15 protein-coding genes and 1 other RNA gene are annotated in these 17278 nt (G+C 72.1%); 7 read left to right on the forward strand and 9 right to left on the reverse strand.

What is annotated here, in order from left to right; genetic code table 11:
• Window positions 1–166: 166 nt before the first annotated feature.
• The 3 genes from DSY14_RS05965 to DSY14_RS05975 all read right to left on the reverse strand — a co-directional run bounded on the left by DSY14_RS05965 (window position 167) and on the right by DSY14_RS05975 (window position 4557).
• Window positions 167–307 carry a hypothetical protein gene (locus tag DSY14_RS05965; RefSeq protein ID WP_017542507.1) on the reverse strand — a complete coding sequence of 47 codons (141 nt, stop codon included), beginning with the start codon at window positions 305–307 and terminating at the stop codon, window positions 167–169.
• 510 nt (window positions 308–817) lie between these two features.
• Window positions 818–2653 carry a hypothetical protein gene (locus tag DSY14_RS05970; protein ID WP_211715449.1) on the reverse strand — a complete coding sequence of 612 codons (1836 nt, stop codon included), beginning with the start codon at window positions 2651–2653 and terminating at the stop codon, window positions 818–820.
• Window positions 2653–4557: a fibronectin type III domain-containing protein gene (locus DSY14_RS05975; protein ID WP_211715450.1), complete on the reverse strand. Its 1905-nt coding sequence runs from the start codon at window positions 4555–4557 to the stop codon at window positions 2653–2655. Before DSY14_RS05975 ends, DSY14_RS05970 begins: the two co-directional genes overlap by 1 nt.
• Before the next feature lie 191 nt (window positions 4558–4748).
• On the opposite strand from DSY14_RS05975, the gene DSY14_RS05980 reads away from it, so the two are divergent.
• The gene (locus DSY14_RS05980) at window positions 4749–5669 is read left to right on the forward strand and encodes a hypothetical protein (protein ID WP_211715451.1); all 921 of its coding nucleotides are present in this window, start codon (window positions 4749–4751) and stop codon (window positions 5667–5669) included.
• A 217-nt stretch (window positions 5670–5886) separates the two neighbouring features.
• Here the strand turns inward: DSY14_RS05980 and DSY14_RS05985 are convergent, their stop codons facing one another.
• Window positions 5887–6528: a TetR/AcrR family transcriptional regulator gene (locus DSY14_RS05985; protein WP_211715452.1), complete on the reverse strand. Its 642-nt coding sequence runs from the start codon at window positions 6526–6528 to the stop codon at window positions 5887–5889.
• Window positions 6529–6681: 153 nt separating this feature from the next.
• Between DSY14_RS05985 and DSY14_RS05990 the strand changes: the two genes are divergently transcribed.
• Entirely contained in the window at window positions 6682–7473 is a 792-nt protein-coding gene (locus DSY14_RS05990; protein ID WP_211715453.1) for an SDR family NAD(P)-dependent oxidoreductase, read from the forward strand.
• A 323-nt stretch (window positions 7474–7796) separates the two neighbouring features.
• Here DSY14_RS05990 and DSY14_RS05995 read toward each other — a convergent pair whose 3' ends face one another.
• The gene (locus DSY14_RS05995) at window positions 7797–8312 is read right to left on the reverse strand and encodes an NADPH-dependent FMN reductase (protein ID WP_211715454.1); all 516 of its coding nucleotides are present in this window, start codon (window positions 8310–8312) and stop codon (window positions 7797–7799) included.
• A 634-nt stretch (window positions 8313–8946) separates the two neighbouring features.
• Between DSY14_RS05995 and nagA the strand changes: the two genes are divergently transcribed.
• The 5 genes from nagA (at window position 8947) to DSY14_RS06020 (ending at window position 12948) form a co-directional block, all read left to right on the forward strand.
• The gene (gene nagA, locus DSY14_RS06000; RefSeq protein WP_211715455.1) at window positions 8947–10080 is read left to right on the forward strand and encodes an N-acetylglucosamine-6-phosphate deacetylase; all 1134 of its coding nucleotides are present in this window, start codon (window positions 8947–8949) and stop codon (window positions 10078–10080) included.
• Between the two features lie 102 nt (window positions 10081–10182).
• The gene (locus DSY14_RS06005) at window positions 10183–10491 is read left to right on the forward strand and encodes a hypothetical protein (RefSeq protein WP_211715456.1); all 309 of its coding nucleotides are present in this window, start codon (window positions 10183–10185) and stop codon (window positions 10489–10491) included.
• A 107-nt stretch (window positions 10492–10598) separates the two neighbouring features.
• Window positions 10599–11105: an SRPBCC family protein gene (locus tag DSY14_RS06010; protein ID WP_211715457.1), complete on the forward strand. Its 507-nt coding sequence runs from the start codon at window positions 10599–10601 to the stop codon at window positions 11103–11105.
• 83 nt (window positions 11106–11188) lie between these two features.
• On the forward strand, window positions 11189–12157 hold the full coding sequence (locus DSY14_RS06015; RefSeq protein WP_211715458.1) for an aldo/keto reductase: 969 nt from the start codon (window positions 11189–11191) through the stop codon (window positions 12155–12157).
• A complete protein-coding gene (locus DSY14_RS06020; protein ID WP_211715541.1) occupies window positions 12151–12948 on the forward strand; it encodes a helical backbone metal receptor in 798 nt (265 codons plus the stop codon). Before DSY14_RS06015 ends, DSY14_RS06020 begins: the two co-directional genes overlap by 7 nt.
• Window position 12949: 1 nt before the next feature.
• On the opposite strand, the gene DSY14_RS06025 is transcribed toward DSY14_RS06020, so the two are convergent.
• From DSY14_RS06025 to DSY14_RS06040, 4 genes are all read right to left on the reverse strand, one after another.
• Window positions 12950–13669 (reverse strand): DUF2812 domain-containing protein, encoded by a 720-nt coding sequence (locus tag DSY14_RS06025; RefSeq protein ID WP_211715459.1) that lies wholly within the window; start codon window positions 13667–13669, stop codon window positions 12950–12952.
• Complete coding sequence (locus DSY14_RS06030) at window positions 13666–13998, reverse strand: PadR family transcriptional regulator (RefSeq protein ID WP_211715460.1); 333 nt, start codon at window positions 13996–13998, stop codon at window positions 13666–13668. The genes DSY14_RS06025 and DSY14_RS06030 overlap by 4 nt, the downstream gene beginning before the upstream one ends.
• A gap of 499 nt (window positions 13999–14497) precedes the next feature.
• Window positions 14498–14869, reverse strand: a transfer-messenger RNA (tmRNA) gene (ssrA, locus tag DSY14_RS06035).
• 402 nt (window positions 14870–15271) lie between these two features.
• Window positions 15272–17275, reverse strand: coding sequence for a penicillin-binding transpeptidase domain-containing protein (locus DSY14_RS06040; protein WP_211715461.1), 2004 nt, complete (start codon window positions 17273–17275; stop codon window positions 15272–15274).
• Between the last annotated feature and the right edge of the window lie 3 nt (window positions 17276–17278).

A 17278-nucleotide genomic window follows, 5' to 3' on the forward strand; every position in this document is an offset into this window, starting at 1 on the left:
GTGGAGTGCACACCGAACAGGCCCATGGACCGGCTGTCAGTGGGGTGGGGCGACCCTGGGGGCCGCGAGGGGGCGGCGACACTTCGGGTCCGCACCACCGAGGACCGGGGGCGTGGGGCGCCCCGCCGGCCGCGAGGCGCCCTCCGGACCCCGCGAACCCGAAGACCTAGCGGTCGCCGTAGTTGTAGAGGGTTTCGTTCACCGGTTCCGCGGTCGCGGTCGACTCGGTGGCGAGGTTGGTGGCCACCACGGTGGCACCGCCCGCCAGAGCCGCGCCGATCACACAGGCGGCGATTACCTTGATCACTTGGGGATCTCCTTCCGCACGCCCCGGCCCGTTCTGGGTCGGGACGCTGGAACCCGAGACTAGAACCTGATCTAGCCATAGACCAGATGATTGCCCCAACTGTAACTAACCCTCCAGTAACTTCCAACCCCGCAATGCGCCCTTTGACCGCATTGATGTGCTGGTCAGCGCCGATCGAACCCCTGGGACCTCCTACTGGGACGAGGATCGGACACAAGATCAGAACCGGTTACAAAGTTCCGCCCGCAGGCGAGGCTCCCGGCCGCGCCACGCCCCCGCACGCGGGCCCGCCGCCGTTCCCGCAGGTCGGGACCCGCGTCGGGAGGCGACGCCGCACGGCCACGGCACGGGGCGGGGTACGACGCTCGCCCCCTCGGGCCCGGAGGGTGCCGGAAACGCCGGAGACGACGAGGGACGGGACCGTGAGGCACGCCGAACGGAAGGCGGGGTCGAACGGAGGCGGGAGCGACGCGCGCCGCCGGCACGCGGCGGGCACCGGAGCCACCGGAATCAGCGGCCCTGGTCGCGGTCGGGGCGAAGCACACCGCGGGCGCGGGCGATGACGGCCCAGACGAGTGTTCCGAGGGTGAGCGCACCACTGGCGACCACGACCCCGGCGACCCGCTCCGACTCCGCGTCGACGTGCCGGTCGTCGACCTCGAACAGCTCGATGTCGGCCCCCTCCACCACCGGGGACAGTTCGTCGACGTCGGAGAGGTCAAGGTCCACCGGCGCGGACACCACGACGTACCGCACACCGAGCGCCCCCAGCAGCCCGGGCAGCGCGTCCGGTGCGACGGTGGGCATCCCGGTGTCGGGATCAGGGTCGAGCAGCGCGGCGGCCTCACGCGCCCGCGTGTCCTCACCGGTCACCGACACGGTCTCGCCGTCGGGGGTCCCCACGCGCAGGTCGTCGTTCCACAGCGTGCGGCGGTCGAACAGTTTCGTCGCCGGATCCAGTACCACCACGGGCTCGCCGGACCAGTCCGGCCCGCGATACGCGCTCCACGGCAGCACCAGCACCGCGCCCGGACGCTCGTCGGCGGCGACCGCCGCCCGCGTCTCCCGCCAGTCCGGTGGGTAGGCGACCGGGGCCAGACCACCGCGCGCACCCCACAGCAACCCCGGCAGCACCACCACCGGCAGCAGTCCGAGGAACACCACCGCCCCCACACGACCCATCGCGGGGACCGCGGGCCTCGGTGGTCCCTCGGTGTCCACCGGGGCGTTCCGACCCCCGGTCGACCCACCACCGGAGGCGGGTGTCGGTGGAAGCGCGCCCAGCAACCACAGGACGGCCGCGCCGAGCCCCAGAGACTGGAGCAGAGCGAAGGGTGCCACGTAGAGCTGTCCGTCCCGCAGCGGACCGAAGCCGGGCCACAGGTCGATCAGGGCCACCAGGAACCCCGGGGCGACCACACCGGTCAGGGCCACCGCCAGACCCAGCAGCGCCGACACCGACAACCCCACGGCCACGGTGGAGCGCGCGCGCCACGACCACCACGCCCAGCCCGCGAGCGCCACCAGAACGAGCAGCACCCGTAGGGCGACGGTCACCGGCTCGCCGTACCCGGGCGGCACCGCCCCCGCGTTCCACACGCCGCCGAGCAACAGCAGGGAACCCACCGTGCCGGCGGGGGTGTCGGCACGGGCGGCGAAGGCCGCCACCCCCGCCGGGTCGGTGGTGGCGCCGCCGGTGAGCGAGGGCACCAGCCAGGGCAGTGACACGAGGACGAGCGCCGCGAGCACCCAACCCGCGTCCCGCCATCGGCGCAGCGCGGTCGGCCCCACCGTCAGAGCGCTCAGGATCACGGAGGAGAACCCGCCCACGGCGGCGGGCAACAAGGCGCACACCACCCCGGCGCGCCCCCGGCCGGTCGGGAGCGACGCCAGGCGGGCCACCGCCGCGAGCAGCCAGGGCGACCCGGCGTACCCCAGAAGGAGCGCCCACTGGCCCAGGAGCAGGCGCTCGGCCACGAACGGGTTCCACACATAGGCCAGCCCGGCGGCCGCGCCCGCGGCCAGGCCCGCCGCGGGGACGTCGCCCCACCCGTACAGCAGGCCGGTCGACAACCGGAACGCACCGGCCACGCCCAGGACGAACACGGTGCCCAGGGCCAGGCTCTGCACCACGTCCCCGGGCAACACCGCGGACAGCGCGGCCACCACCGCGTCGCTGGGGAGGGCGCGGGGAAACCCGTCCGCGCCGACCAGCACGGCCCGCAGGGACGGCTCGGGCACGAACACCATGTCGTACCGGAGCACGTAGCCGGAGCCCAGGGCGGGGCCCAGGGCCAGAACCGCGACGAGGACCCCGAGCGCCCAGGGCGCCCAGCGCACGGCCATCAGCTCTCCACCAGGGGAAGGCTCGCGGAGTGACCCCCCGCCACGTAGTCGCGGTAGGAGCGCACCACGACCTCGTAGGGCCCCGACACCGTGACCCGCCAACGCGGTCGGTCACCCGCGGAACCGAGCGTGTGCCACCCGTCGCCGTCCTCCGGACCACGGTCGTCGACCGGCGCACAGGTCGTGCCGGGTTCGGGCCGCGGGCTCTGCGGGGTCTCGGAGGGGCTCGGCCGCGGTTCCTCCGGCAGCGCTCCCCCACCGGGTGGATCGTCGTCGATGGTCGAGCCGGAGTCCCTGCCCGTGAACGCGGTGTCCCGAGGCCGCTGGAAACGGTCGCCCGGGGTGCACTCCAGGACACGGACCCACACCTCGTAGTGGCTCGCGTCGGCGACCTCGTCCCAGACGAGCCGGGCACCCTCCTCCTGGAGCCGCAGACCGGTCGGGGCCGACGGGGGATCGTCGGCCCACACCACCTGGAGCGGTGCGGACTCCTCCCCCTCGTCCCGTCCCTTGAACGGGTGGACGACGAACTCGTAGCGCGCACCGGCGAGCAGCGACTCGACGGTGACGGACCGTCGGGTGCCGTCGGCCTCCACCTCGCCGGGAAGCACGAAGGGCTCGTCCGGCTGCGGATCGACCCGGCGCTGCACCACCCGGTAGTCGGTCGCCCCGGGGACCTTCGGCCAGGACAGCAGCAGCCCGTCCTCGGTCTCCTCGTACTCGGGTTCGGGGGCGCCGAGCGGGCCGACGGGGAGTTCGGGATAGGGGCGGGGGAAGGCCTCCCCCACACCGAGGGGTGCGGCGAGCGCGTCCGCGAAGGCCGCCGCGATCTTGAGTTCGCCCCGCGTGTTGGGGTGGGTGGCGTCCCAGTTGTCGAAGGCGGGCGCGTAGTCCCGGGCGGTCCGGGCGACGATCATCGGGGAGGTGCCGGAGGTGAGCTGTTCGGCCAGGTCGACCAGGCCCATGTTGAACAGCCCGATCTCCCGGTTGACCCGGGCGTCGTCATCGGTGCCGTCCACCTCCGGCAGTTCACCGACCACGAAGCGGGCGTCGTCGACGACCACCCGGACGGTCGAGACGATCTCGGCGACGCCGTCCAGGGCGTGGTCGGCGCCGCCGCCGTTGAGGATGTCCTCGGTCCCGGCGAGCAGCATGAGGTACTGGGGGTCGTGCTCGGCCGCGATCCGGGCGATGTCGGTGGACAACTCCTGTGCCGTGGCTCCCGAGCGCGCCGCGTGGTCGGTGTCGAAGTCGGGTTCGGCGTAGTCGTGGTCCCCGGCGTCCTCGTCGTGCAGGGAGTGGAGGTCGTCGTGGGGACCGACGAAGTCGAACTCGACCTCCTGCTCGGTCAGGTGGGACCACAGGTGGTAGCGCCAGGTGTGGTCGCCGCTGCTGCCCTGCGTGGCGGCGTCGCCCACGGGCATGATCCGCAGTTCGCCGTCGGGGGGTCCGGGCACGGGGTCCGGTGGCTCGGTCGGGCCCGCGCCGTCGGCTCCGAGCCCGCCCGAACCGGACTGCAGGATCAGCAGAGTGATCGCCATCGCGGCGAGCATGACGCCGAGGAGCCCGAGCGGGCCGGGTTCGAAGCGCGAGCCCTCCCGTCCCCGGGGGACGCGGAACCATCCGCTCCAGGGACCGGGGCGCAGGAGGTCGCGCCAGGTGGACCCCTGCCGGAACCCGGCGCCGGTCCACGCCGGGAGTCGATCGCGCAGGGTACTGCGGCGTGGGGGCCCGGGACGGGGCACCGAAGCCCGCTCGGCTCCACGCTCGACCGCGGGGTCGGTCTCGTTCGCGGGGTCCGCCTCGGGGTCGGGACCCTCCACGGGTGCGCGGCCCTCGGGGGCCTCGGCCGTGTCGGGAACGTCCTCTGATCGGGGGGTGGCGTCCTCGCCCGGGTCCTGCACCGTGCCCCATCTCTCGCTGCGGCGCCTTGCGGTAGTTACACGTTCTCTTTGGGCAGTCGAGTGCTATCGCCCCTGTTGGATCCGGGTTGATACCTTCACTCGCCAGACCAGACTAGAACTGGTTATATGGAGGCCGTCAACCTCCGGTCCCGCCTGGGTCGCGGAGTGCCGACCCGAAAGGCCTCCCCCTCGTGATCGGACTCCTGATCGCGCTGTTCTCAGCGGTGGTCTACACGATCGGCCTGACCGTGGAGCAGCGCGCGTTGCACGGCTCGGAGTCGATCTCGATCAACCGTCCGCTTCACCTCGCCAGAGTACTGCTGGGTAACCCGCGATGGGTGCTCGGCTGCGTGTTCGCGGCCCTGGGGAGTGTCGGCCTCATCGTCTCCCTCGGGCTGGCCCCGGTGTCGGTGGCGCAGCCGGCCTTCGCCGCGGGCGTGGCCACGATGCTGTTGGTCATCACCCTGGTGCGCGGAGAGCGGATCACCCGCGGCGAGTACCTGGCGCTCGGCCTGATGCCGGTGGCCCTGGGACTGCTCGGCCTGTCCACGGTGGACGGTGGGGAGACGGGCACGACCGCGGACACCCCTCTGCTGGTCATGGTGAGCGTGGGCACCGTGCTGGGCTGTGTGGCCGTGATGAGCGTGGTCGGCGGGCGGGGCAAGTACGTGTCGGCCGCCGCCATGGGCGCCGCCGCCGGGCTCGCGCAGGGCAGTGCCGGACTCCAGGGCAAGGGGCTCGGCGGCCTTCTCGCCGACCACGGGCTGTGGGCCGCGATCGGCCCGGCGCTGCTCTCCCCCTACCCCTACCTGTACGCGCTGGGGTGGGCCGTGGGCATCGTGCTCTTCCAGACCTCACTGCAGCGCTCCCGCGCCTCCATCACCGCTCCGGTGGCCAACGTGGTCGGCAACGTGTTCACGGTCGTGGCGGGCACGCTGCTGTTCGGGGAGAGCCTGCCGGAGGACCCGTTCACCCTGGCGCTGCGCGTGGGGGGATTCGCCCTGACCCTGGTCGTGGTGGTGCTGGTGCGCGGCAACGTCGCCCAGGCCGAGGCCGACACGAGCCGGCTCCGCGGCGAACCGACCCGCGGCGAACGGGCGGCCGGCGGCTAGGTCGGGTTCCTCGGGCCCCGCCTGCGCGGAACCGTCCCGCGGCCACCACGGGCGTCCGGTCGGCCACCGTGCGGGTCCGGTCGGCACGCGCGGCCGAAGGGTCCGGGCCCGGCACCAGCAGCGCCTTCGGCGCCGGGCCTCGGTGGGAGCGTCGGCGCCATGGCGCACGGAGGCCGCCCTCGGCCGGAAGTGGGGACGGAACGGCCCTGTGCTCGTGTCAGGTCCGGTCGGAGCCGCCGGCACCCCCGGGGCGCGGCCCGCCCAGCGCTCCGATGAGGCTCGTGACCAGCAGCCGGACCCGCGCGCCCACATCCTCGGCCGGCGCGGTGTCGGCTCCGGACAACACGGGTGCGTGCGCGTCCAGTTCATGGACCTCGTGCAGGAGCGCGAGGTAGACCATGCGGCACCAGACCGGGTCGTCGACGGCGATCTCGCCGGCCGCGTACAGCCTGCCGAAGAGCCGTTCCAGCCCCTCACGGATCGTCGGGTCGGACGCCGGGGCGCCCTGACTCCGGGCGGTCGGCGTGAGGCCGATGACGAAGGGGTGGGCGGTCTTGAGTTCGAAGGCCCCCTCGGTGAGGCGGTACAGCGCGACCAACGGCGGCACCGACTCGACCCGCGCCTGCTGGAACGCCTCCCGGTAGCGCGCGTTGAGGTCGCTCACCAGCGCGTCGAGCAGCGCCCGGCGGGACGAGAAGTGGCGGTGCACGGTCGCCCGTCCCACTCCGGCGGCTTCGGCCACCTGCTCCAGCGAGGCCTGCGGATCGTCGGTGAACACCGCGTTCGCGGCGTCGAGGATCCGGGTGATGCTCTGTCGCGCGTCGGCGCGCACCTGTCGGCGCCTGGTGCCTTCGGTCATCGGAACCGCCTCATGCGCCCATCGTAGCCGGCTCGCGGGTGTCTCCGCATCGTCATCAAATGAGACATAAATGAATCACTTATTGACAGAAGCAAGACTTGGTTGTTTTATTTGAGCGGTCGGCACACGCTCTCACGACTGGAGGACCACGACATGGAACTCGACCTTGCAGGCAAGCGCGTCCTGGTGACCGGAGCGAGCAGAGGGATCGGGCTCGCCACGGTCCGGGCGTTCCTCGCGGAGGGCGCCGAGGTCACGGCCGTCTCCCGCACGAGCACGCCCGACCTGGACGCCACAGGAGCGGCCTTCCTGCCCGCGGACCTGTCCACGCCCGACGGCCCCGGGCGCATGATCGAGGCGGCGTTGGCCGACGATCCCCGCCTGGACGTGCTCGTCAACAACGCCGGTGGAGGCGTGGTGTCCGACGGGGTGCTCGCCGACCCCTTCGGGGGACGGGACGAGGACTGGGAGGAGGCGCTGGCACTGAACCTCTTCGCCGCGGTGCGCGCCACGCGTGCCGCGCTTCCCGCACTGACCCGGGCCCGGGGGGCGGTCGTCACCGTGGGGTCGGACTCCACCGTGAAACCGCACACGGTGCCGTTGTCCTACGCGGCGGCCAAGGCGGCGCTCAACGCCTTCTCCCGCGGCCTGGCCGAGCACGTCGGCGGCTCGGGCGTGCGGATCAACGTCGTCACCCCGTCCGCGACCCGCACGCCCCTCATCACGGGCGAGGACGGCATGGCCGCGAAGATGGCGGCCGCCACGGGGTCGGAACGGTCCGCCGTCGTGGAGGGCTTCGCGAGACAGGGCGGCCTGCTCACCGGACGGTTGATCGACCCCTCCGAGATCGCCCGGGCCATCGTGCTCCTGGCCTCCCCCGAGATGCCGAGCGCTGTGGGGTCGAACTGGGCCGTCCACGCCGGGGCCGTGAAGTCGCCCGCCTGACGACGGTCGCCCGTCCGGGCACCGCGGGACCGCGGAGCACGCCTCTGTCGACAGGGAGCCGGGAGCCCGGGGCGGCGGGTCTGGGGCCCCTCGGGCACACGGGCCGCGACCGCCGGCGCGTACGCGCCTCGGCGCACAGGCCCGGCGGACGACCGCGTGCGCGCCGCTCGGCCCCACCCCGGGGCCTCGCACTCACTCCGTCGAGGACCGACCACCCCGGACGCGCCGTGCTCGGGTGCGCGAGGCCGTCCGTGGGATCGCGACGGACGGCCTCGCGTGCCCGAGCACGCGGACAGGACCTCGGGGCCCGGTCGGATGGGTTCCTAGGCGGCGACGGAGACGGCCTGACGCAGACCCGGTGCGGCCACGTCGGCCCAGGCACGCAGGACGCGCTCGGGCTCGCCGATCTCGTCGGAGGACAGGATGAGGCCGGGCTCGGCGACCCAGGCGCCCAGGTCGGCCAGGAGGATACGCAGGTCCTCCTCGATGCCGTGGCTGTTGCGCAGGTCGTCGACGACGGCGAGCGGCACGGCGACGGTGTGGCCGAGTCCGAGTTCGGGCAGCCGGTCGAGGAAGACCTTGAGCAGACCGGTGTAGGTGCCGTGGGCCTGGGGCGAGGCCACCAACAGCACGTCGCTGTCCCGGACCTTGGCCAGCGCGTCGGTGACCGACGCGGCGGAGTCGTCGAGCAGGGCGGCGCCCAGGTCGGCGAGGTCGATGACGTCGGGCGTGGTGGTGACACCGGCGCGGGCGGCGAGCTCGGTGGCGGCGCGCTGGGCGGCCGAGCGCACGGCGGAACGGGACTGGGGAGCGGCGACGAGCACGGTGAAGCGAGTCATGCGGAGAACTCCTGGGTTCGGTCTGAGCGAGCCGGGATCGACCGGAGGGAACGCGGGGGGCGGTGATCGGGAAGCGGGACACCGGAGAAGAACCGTGTTCCTCGCGAGTCGGCGCTCGGCGCGGGACCTCGTCGTCCGGCGTCGGTGAACAGCGTCGCTTCGCGCGGGGGTGCTCATTCGGACCGAGAAGGTCCGTCGACCCTGGAGTGGGAGCTGAGCGTCCGGTGTCTGCGTAGGGGCACTGAGGACACGGGGTTCACCCGTGGCGCGGGGCACGGCCCCGCAAAGGCGCTAGCTACGACAGAGCGCGCTCGCCTGCTGTCTGAGGTCGACATGCAGGCGCTGGACAAGCAGCTCACCGGCGGACATGTCTCCATCATGAAGCGCCCCGGCCACTATCGTCAATGCGTGCCGACACCCCTCCTGAGGGGGTGTCGGACCCGCGGGGCCCGGTCCACCTCGCGGACAAGCGTCCCAGAGTTCGGAATCACCCTGTCTTCCCTGGGAATACGTGACCGGGAGGGGGCGCGCACGACCCCCGGCCGACCGCCCGGTCACACGTATGTAATTTACGACACACAAGGCCCGCCACCCCTGACACGGCGGACCCCACACGCGAGGAGAGGCCCGACCCATGGCCCACGTACCCCTGACCCTCACCGGCGCGCGCGTAGTGACGGCCGACGGCACCCACGACGGTTGGGTCCGCATCGAGAACGGCCGGGTGGCGGAGCTCGGCACCGGCGACCCCGGTCCGGGTGAGCGCCACGACGTCGGCGGACGTCTGGTCGCACCCGGCCTGGTCGACACGCACATCCACGGCGGTGCCGGTCGGTCCTTTCCCGAGGCCGACCCGGAGGGGGTCCGCGAGATCGTGGCGTTCAACCGCCGGTCGGGGGTGACCTCGCTCGTGGGCGGTCTGGTGGCGGCCTCGCCGGAGGACACGCTGCGGCAAGTGTCGGTGCTGGCCGAACTGTGCGAGGAGGGCGCGCTGTCCGGGATCTACCTGGAGGGTCCGTTCATCGCGACGTCGCGGTGCGGCGCGCACGACCCCGCGCTGTTGCGCGACCCCGACACCGCGGAGTTCGACGCCTGGCTGAGGGCGGGGCGCGGCCACGTCCGGATGGTCACGGTCGCCCCGGAGCTCCCCGGGGCCCTGGACCTGATCCGCGCGGCGGTGTCGTCGGGCGTGGTGGCGGCGGTGGGCCACACCGAGGCCACCTACGAGCAGACGCGGGCGGCGATCGACGCGGGCGCGACGGTGGCCACGCACGTCTACAACGCGATGCGGCCGCTCAACCACCGCGACCCGGGGCCGATCGCGGCCGTTCTGGGCGACGACCGGGTGACGGTGGAGCTGATCCTGGACAACGTGCACGTCCACCCGGGCGCCGCCCGACTGGTGTTCGACGCGGCCGGTCCGGGCCGGGTGTCCCTGGTGACGGACGCGATGTCGGCGACCGGGCTGGGCGACGGCGAGTACACCCTGGGCGATCTGCGAGTGCGGGTGCGGGACGGCCGCGCGCACGTGATCGAGACGGGGGCGATCGCCTCCAGCACCATCGTGCTGCCCCAGGCGGTGAGCAACACCGTGGCCCTGGGGGTATCGGTGGAGGACGCGGTGCGCTCGGCGTCCTCGGTGCCGGCCGCCGCCCTGGGGCTGACGGGGGTCGGCAGGATCGAGGTCGGTGGACACGCCGACCTCGCGGTGATCAATAAGGACCTTTCGGTCGCCGACGTGATGTATCAGGGCAGGTGGGTGGCCTAACGGCGTGTCGTGGGCACGGTACGGATCAGTAACATCTCTCTGCGCAACAATCGTGATCAGGGCATCGAGGAAAGCACCGTGCTCGTCACGAAAGGATCCGTCATGGCCCAGTCGAGACAGGCGAACGACCAGCCGCCGACCCACGTGCCCTCCGAGGAACAGGGGCACCTCGGCAAGCTCGCCGGCGAACTGTCCCGCTACGACGTCCGGGCGGAGGTGGTGGAGGAGCCTGGGCTGTGCCTGCGTGTCAGGAACCCGGACTCCGTCCACGCGGTCGAGGACGTGATCTGCGAGCGTCGCGAACACGACTACGCGTTCATCGCCTCGTTCGGGGTCCACTTGGGCAACAGCGGCAGCCTGTCACTCACGGCCCACAAGGTCGCGTGGCTGGTGGGAGCCACCGAGCAATAACGAACCCGCGTACGACGGGGGCGGCGCCGGCGGCACCGCCCCCGTCGGGTCGTCCACGGAGCCTTGGTACCTTCGCCGGAGGAACCCCGGACGAAGAAGGATGCCCCGTGAGCGCCTTGCGTTACGAGCTCGAACCCGTCGACGAGAGCTACTTCGACACCGCCCCGATGCACTGGCGGGTCGGACTGGAGCTGGCCGCGGGGCCCGACGAGGTCTGGGCCGAGCTCACCTCGCCGCGCCCTCTGTCCTGGTGTCGCGCCTTGGGAGACGTGCACTTCACCTCCGAGGCCCCCTACGGCGTGGGCGCCACCCGTGAGGCCCGCGTGCTCGGCGCGTACCGGATGCGCGCGCACTTCTTCCGTTGGGAGGAGGACGAGCGCCGCATGTCCTTCCACGTCACCGAGGGCACGCTTCCGCTCTTCAGCTCCTTCGCCGAGGACTACCACGTGCTCCCCTTCGCCGGCGGCAGCAAGCTCGTGTGGTCGTTCGCCTTCACCCCCTGGCAGGGGTTGGACAGCGCCCTGCAGTTGGGCCGCCCGCTCACCGAGAGCATGCTCGCCTCACTGGTCAAGGACACCCGCGCGCACTTCGGCCCGCTCACCGAGGTGCACTGAGCGGCCCTCACCCCTCGACCGTCCGTCACCCGAGGGGCTAGGGTCGGTCCCGGTCGGTCGACCCCTCGGCGAAGGCGGGACGCATGGAGTACGTGAAGCTGGGCCGGACCGGGCTGGACGTCTCGCGCGTCACCCTGGGATGCATGAGCTACGGCGCCCCGGACCGGGGACGCCACGACTGGACCCTGGACGAGGAGTCCGCCCGGCCGTTCATCCGCCAGGCGCTGGAGGCGGGCGTCACCTTCTTCGACACCGCCAACACGTACTCCGACGGGCACAGCGAGGAGATCATCGGCCGTGCCCTGGCCGACCACGCCGACCGCGACGCGATCGTGCTGGCCACCAAGGTCTTCTCCCCGATGCGCCCGGGGCCCAACGGCGGCGGGCTGTCCCGCAAGAACATCCTCGCCGAGATCGACCACAGTCTGCGGCGCCTGGGCACCGACTACGTCGACCTCTACCAGATCCACCGCTTCGACCCGCGCACCCCGTTGGAGGAGACGGTCGAGGCCCTGCACGACGTGGTCAAGGCGGGTAAGGCCCGCTACGTGGGCGCCTCCTCCATGTACGCCTGGCAGTTCGCCAAGGCACTGCGGGTCGCCGACGTCCACGGATGGACCCGGTTCACCACCATGCAGAACCACTACAACCTCCTCTACCGCGAGGAGGAACGGGAGATGCTCCCGCTGTGCGCCGACGAGGGCATCGGTGTGATCCCGTGGAGTCCGCTCGCCCGCGGCTTCCTGACCCGGGACTGGGGCACCGACACCGCCCGGTCGCGCGGCGACCGGGTCACCGGCGCCCTGTACCGGGAGGAGGACCGGGCGATCGTCGACGCGGTCGGCCGGGTCGCGGAGCGCCGCGGAGTGCCGCGCGCCCGCATCGCCCTCGCGTGGGTGTCCCGCCACCCGGCGGTGACCTCGCCCATCGTCGGCGCGACCAAGCCCCACCACCTGACGGACGCGGTGGCGTCGTTGGACATCGAGCTGACCGACGCGGAGGTCGACGAGCTGGAGCGGTACTACACGCCGCGCCCCGTCGTCGGATTGTGAGGCCCGCCGGAACGTCGCCCCCGAAGGACGACCTGGGGCATCCACTGCCGTCGGACGGGCTGCCCCGGCGGGTCGTGTCGCTGGTGCCGTCGCTCACCGAGGCCATCGCCCACACCGCCCCCGAGGTCCTGGTCGGCGCCACGGTGTGGTGCACCCACCCGGCCGACCTCACGGTGGAACGGCTGCGCGGCACCAAGAACCCGCACGTGCGGCGGATCATCGAGCTGGCCCCCGACCTCGTCGTGGCCAACCGGGAGGAGAACCGGGAACGGCACGTCCTCCGACTCCGGGAGGCGGGGATCCCGGTCTGGGTGACCGACATCCGTACCGTGTCCGGAGCCCTGGCCTCACTGCGCCGGCTGGTGGACCTGGTGGCCCCGGGCACCTCCCCCGCGTGGTTGGGTGAGGCGGAGTCGGTGTGGGCCGCTCCTCCCCCGGCGGAGCGTCTGCGGGTGGCGGTGCCGATCTGGCGGGACCCGTGGATGTTCGTGGGCGCCGACACCTTCGCCCACGACCTGCTCTCGCGGTCGGGCGCGGACAACGTGTGCGCCGACCGCCCGGGGCGCTACCCGGCCATCGGCCCGGAGGAGACCACCGGCGCGGACCTGGTCGTCCTGCCCGACGAGCCCTACGCGTTCGGCCCCGAGGACGGCCCGGAGGCCTTCGACGCCCCCACGGTGTGCGTGTCCGGCCGCGACCTGACCTGGTACGGACCCTCCCTGGTGGAGGCCCGCGCCCGCCTGTCCACGGCGCTGGACGCGCACCGACCGCGGCGATCCGGCGACCGGTAGGTCACCGGGCGCGCAGCCGAGCGACCACCCAGAACAGGCCCAAGACCACCCCCACGCTCAGGAGTCCTCCGACCACGGCGCCCGCCAGAGTGGACACCCGATCGGCGGCATCGCCCTCCCACAGCGTTCCCGCCAGGCTGTACAGAGCCATCGTCAGGACGACCAGGGAGACACCCATCAGCACCAGCCCCCGCAGGCTCCAGAAGTAGCGTCGCGGCCCGGGTTCACGCCGTTCTTCCCCCAACTCCGCGGCCGGACCGACCACGGCCGCCCGAGCGCGTTTGAAGTAGGCGAAGGTGAAGTAGTGGCCGCAGGGCTCCCAGCCCTCCGGCGCGATGCGGTCGGCCAGGCGTGCACGCTCGCGTCGGCCCGGGGCGATCTCCTGGCGGTACTCCCAGCTCTGCGGGTCCTCGGCGCGATGTCCGACGAAGCGGCCGAGACGGTCCACCCGGTCGATCTCCCACCCCTCGGCGCCCTTCTCGTTGAGCCGATCCGTCGCGACGAAGGAGTCCGCCGCCCAGACCAGGCTCTCCGGTTCGGGCTCGGGCCCCTCCTCGCCCACGAGCTCGTCGGCGAACCGGTCCACCGGGCCGAACTCCTCCTCCGGGTCGAGGTCGCCCTCCGCGAGGAAGGCCGCCAGATCATCGGTGGTACCGCGCACCCTCTCCTCGGGAACACCGTGCTCACGCAACAGCCCCGCCAAGGCGTCGAGATAGTTCATCGGACCCCTCCCTTCCTCAGTACCTCGCGTACCGACGCGTCGAATTCCAGCCAGGCGCCGCCCTGCTCGGCCAGGACCTCACGGCCCTGGTCGGTGAGGTGGTAGTAACGCCTCCCGGGCCCCTTGGCCGCCGCGCGGAACTCCGCCGCGACCAGACCCGCCTCCTCCAACCGGTTGAGCACCGGGTAGAGGGTGCCGCCCTTGATCCGCCCGAACCCGGCCTCGTCCAGGCGTGCGGCCAGGGCGTAGCCGTAGCTCTCGCCCTCGGTCAGTCCGGACAGGACCAGAAGGTCGAGGACCCCCTTCAACCAGCTCGATCGTCGATCCATCCGGCTCTCCTTCGGTCGATGGGGGTCGCGCGCCCCGTGGTGTCGGCGCCGGACCAGGGTGGCGACCGCGGGTCGGCGCCGCGGCGGAGGCCGCCCGGCGGCCCCTCGGCCGCGCGCGGGCACTGCGGGGATCCGGCCGGGTGTGGGCGCACGGCGATCGGCGCGCCGACCGCGGAGGGCGTGTCGAGCCGCGTCGGGACGGGGCACGTGGGGTGTCATACGTGTCACCTCACGAGGTCGGGCTTCTCGTTAGACCGTAATGCAACCTAGTTAGGAATACAACCTAGATCGCGAAGCGACTATCCCGCCACGAGGCGCCTCGCCGGTTGCGAACGGCAGCGGTGCGCCGGTTGTGGGCATGACGAAGGCCCCCGGTCCGCGCGGTGTACGCGGCCCGGGGGCCTGAGATGAGACAGGGTCCCTCCGTCGGGGACGACGGGGAGACAACGAAACGACCCCGCCCGTGAGCTGGGCTCACGCGCCGGGTCGTTTCGGAGAGGAGTGGAGGTGGCGGGAATCGAACCCGCGTCCTTCAGCAACGAGCCAGGGCTTCTCCGGGTGCAGTCCGTGGTGTCGTTCTACTCGGCCCCAGCGCTTGCACAGACACATCGCTGACGGGCCCAGCCACGAAAATGTCCCACTCAGGCCCCGTGGCCTGATCTGAGCGGTGAGTCATCTAGCTGGTGCCGGATCCCGAGCCGATGACGAGCCCGGGCCGACAGAGTCACTAACGCTTAAGCAGCGAGAGCGAACTCAGTGCGCTTAGAATTGGCACTTGAATTTATGCGAATGCAGGATTTACGAGGTCACAGACGCAACCCTCGACCCGCTTCCCCTGGAACGACTACCGAAGTCGAAACCGATCACCCCCTGTGAAATTGTCAAAGCCATCCGCACCCGTGGGTGCCGCGACGGCCGACAGGCGAGCGGCGCACCACTCGCGTGTTCGCCACTCTACCGGGTCAACGCCGAAGGAACCAAGCTGATTCCCGGCCGGGGCGAAGATGTGTCCGAACAGGGAGAAACCCCCGTGAGGCGGACTCAAGATCTGGTCGACGCGGCTCACGGGGGCGGTCGGCAGGGTCGGGCCGACCTGTGGAACCGGCAGGGTCTCCCCCGAGATGAGGTCCTGCCGTATCGAGCTGGTCCGCTACCCCCTGTGGCGGTCCCAGCTACCCATGAAGACGCCGCCGGAGCACCCTGGGGTTGCTCCGGCGGCGCCGGCGATTCGTGACCGGGATGCGACCGCCCGCACGGGGGCCACGGCCGCGCCCTAGTTGTTGTTGAGGTCGGCCTCGGCGTCCGGCACGGCCTCGGTGAGCGGCTGGTCGTCGACGAGCGGCTGCTCGGGCTGCTCGCCGGGGAACCCCTCCCCGAGCGGCTGCTGACCGTCCGCGGGGACGCCGTTGGCCACACCCGAGAGGAAGCTCGTCGCGGCGGTGACCGCGTACTGCTGCCACATGCTCATCTCGGGGTCGACCTCGGCGAGCACGGCGAAGGCGACGTCGCCCTGGTAACCGACGAACCAGTGCAGCGAGGTGTCGCCCTGCTCGGCACGGGCGGCCTGGCCGTGCACCGGCTCCTCACCACTGTCGACCTCGGGGAACCGGTTGACGACCGCTTCGCGCATGCCCTCGCGGATCGCCTCCAGGTGCGCCTCGTCGAGGTCACCGGAACCGGCCGGGTTCGGTCCCTCCTCCCGGACCAGGGTGGGAGGGTTCCACGTGCCGTCGGCGACCGCGGCGGCGGCGAGGGCCATGGAGAGCGGGCTCACCTCGACCCCGTGCTCACCGACCATGGCGGCGGCCAGGTCGCCCTCGTCCTCACCGATCTCGACGGTGCCGGAGGTGGCGGGCAGCGACAGCTGCCAGTCGGCCCCCAGACCCAGACGGGCCGCGGAGGCGGTGAGTTCGTCGGCGCCGACCTCCGACGCGATGTCGACGAAGCCGACGTTGCACAGGAAGGCCAGGTTGCGGGTCACGTCCGGTTCGCCGGCGAGGAAACCGCCACTGGGGTTGGTGAAGGTGCGGTCACCGATCTCGGACTGGTAGCCACAGGGCATCGGGCTACCGGGGCCGACCGCGCCGGACTCCATGGCCGCCAGGGACGACACCATCGTGAAGGCGCCACCGGGCGTGTAGGAACCGGTGAACGCGCCGTCGTCGGAGGCCTGCCCGGAGGCGTTGGCCGCGGCCAGGACCTCACCGCTGCCGGTGTCGACGGCCACGATGTAGCCGTCCCCCGGCAGGTTCTCCAGGGACGCCTCGGCGGCGTTCTGCACGTCCAGGTCCAGGGTGGTCTCGACGCCGCCGCTGCGCACGCCCTCCCAGGACTCCAGGACGGCGGTCTGCTGCCCGTCCGAGCCGAGCGTGACCACCTGCGTGGTGGCGCTCCCGGCGAGTTCGTTCTGGAAGATGTTCTGCAGCCCGCTCAGGCCCACGGTGTCACCGGCCTGGTAGGCGCCGGCGACCCGCGAGGAGACCCGGTGCTCGGCGGTTCCGGCGACCTCTCCCAGCAGGAACGGCGCCACCCGCGGCGACAGGTTGATCTCGACCTCTTCGGTCTGCACCCCGGAGATCCGTCCGGCCTCGCTCAGCAGAGCGCTGTCCACGCTGCCGTCGCGCATCAGCACCAGCGGCTGGAACTGCTCGGGCGGGGCGGAGCGCACCCGGTTGAGCAGGGGGTCGGGGTCCTCGTCGAGGAGTTCGGCGAGTTCGGTGACCCCGGCCTCCTTGTCGTCCATCTCGGCCGGCAGGACACCGAAGGCGGTGACGCTGTCCCCCGAGACCAGGGGCTCGCCCTCGCGGTCGAGGATCTGCCCCCGTTCCTGGATCTCGTAGCTGACGGCGAGCCGCTCGTCCTCTTCGAGTTCGGGGTGGATGACACCGGGAGACCAGTCGATCTGCCAACCCTGAGGGCCATCCGTGAGCGGCATGCGCCCGGTGTAGGTCCACACCGGGTCACCGATACCGAGGTCGGCGGAGGCCTCGAACTCGGCCACGGCCTGGTCACCGTCCTGGGAGATGGCCCCCAGGTTGAACCGGACCGAGGCCAGGTCGAGTTGGTCGTGCACGTCGGCGAGCGCCGCCTCCACCTCGGCCGGGTCACCGGTGGTGAACCTTGCGGCCTCGGCGTGGTTCCCGTCCTGCCACGAGAGCAGGAAGGATCTGACGGCCACCTCCGGGCTGGGGTGGGTCGTACACGCCGCGAGGGTCAGGGCGACGACCATGCCGCTACTGGCGGCCGCGATCCTGCGGCCCAGGGGACGGGGGGACACCTT

The sequence above is a fragment of the Nocardiopsis sp. MG754419 genome, from assembly GCF_018207095.1.
In the GTDB taxonomy this organism is placed as follows: Bacteria; Actinomycetota; Actinomycetes; order Streptosporangiales; family Streptosporangiaceae; genus Nocardiopsis.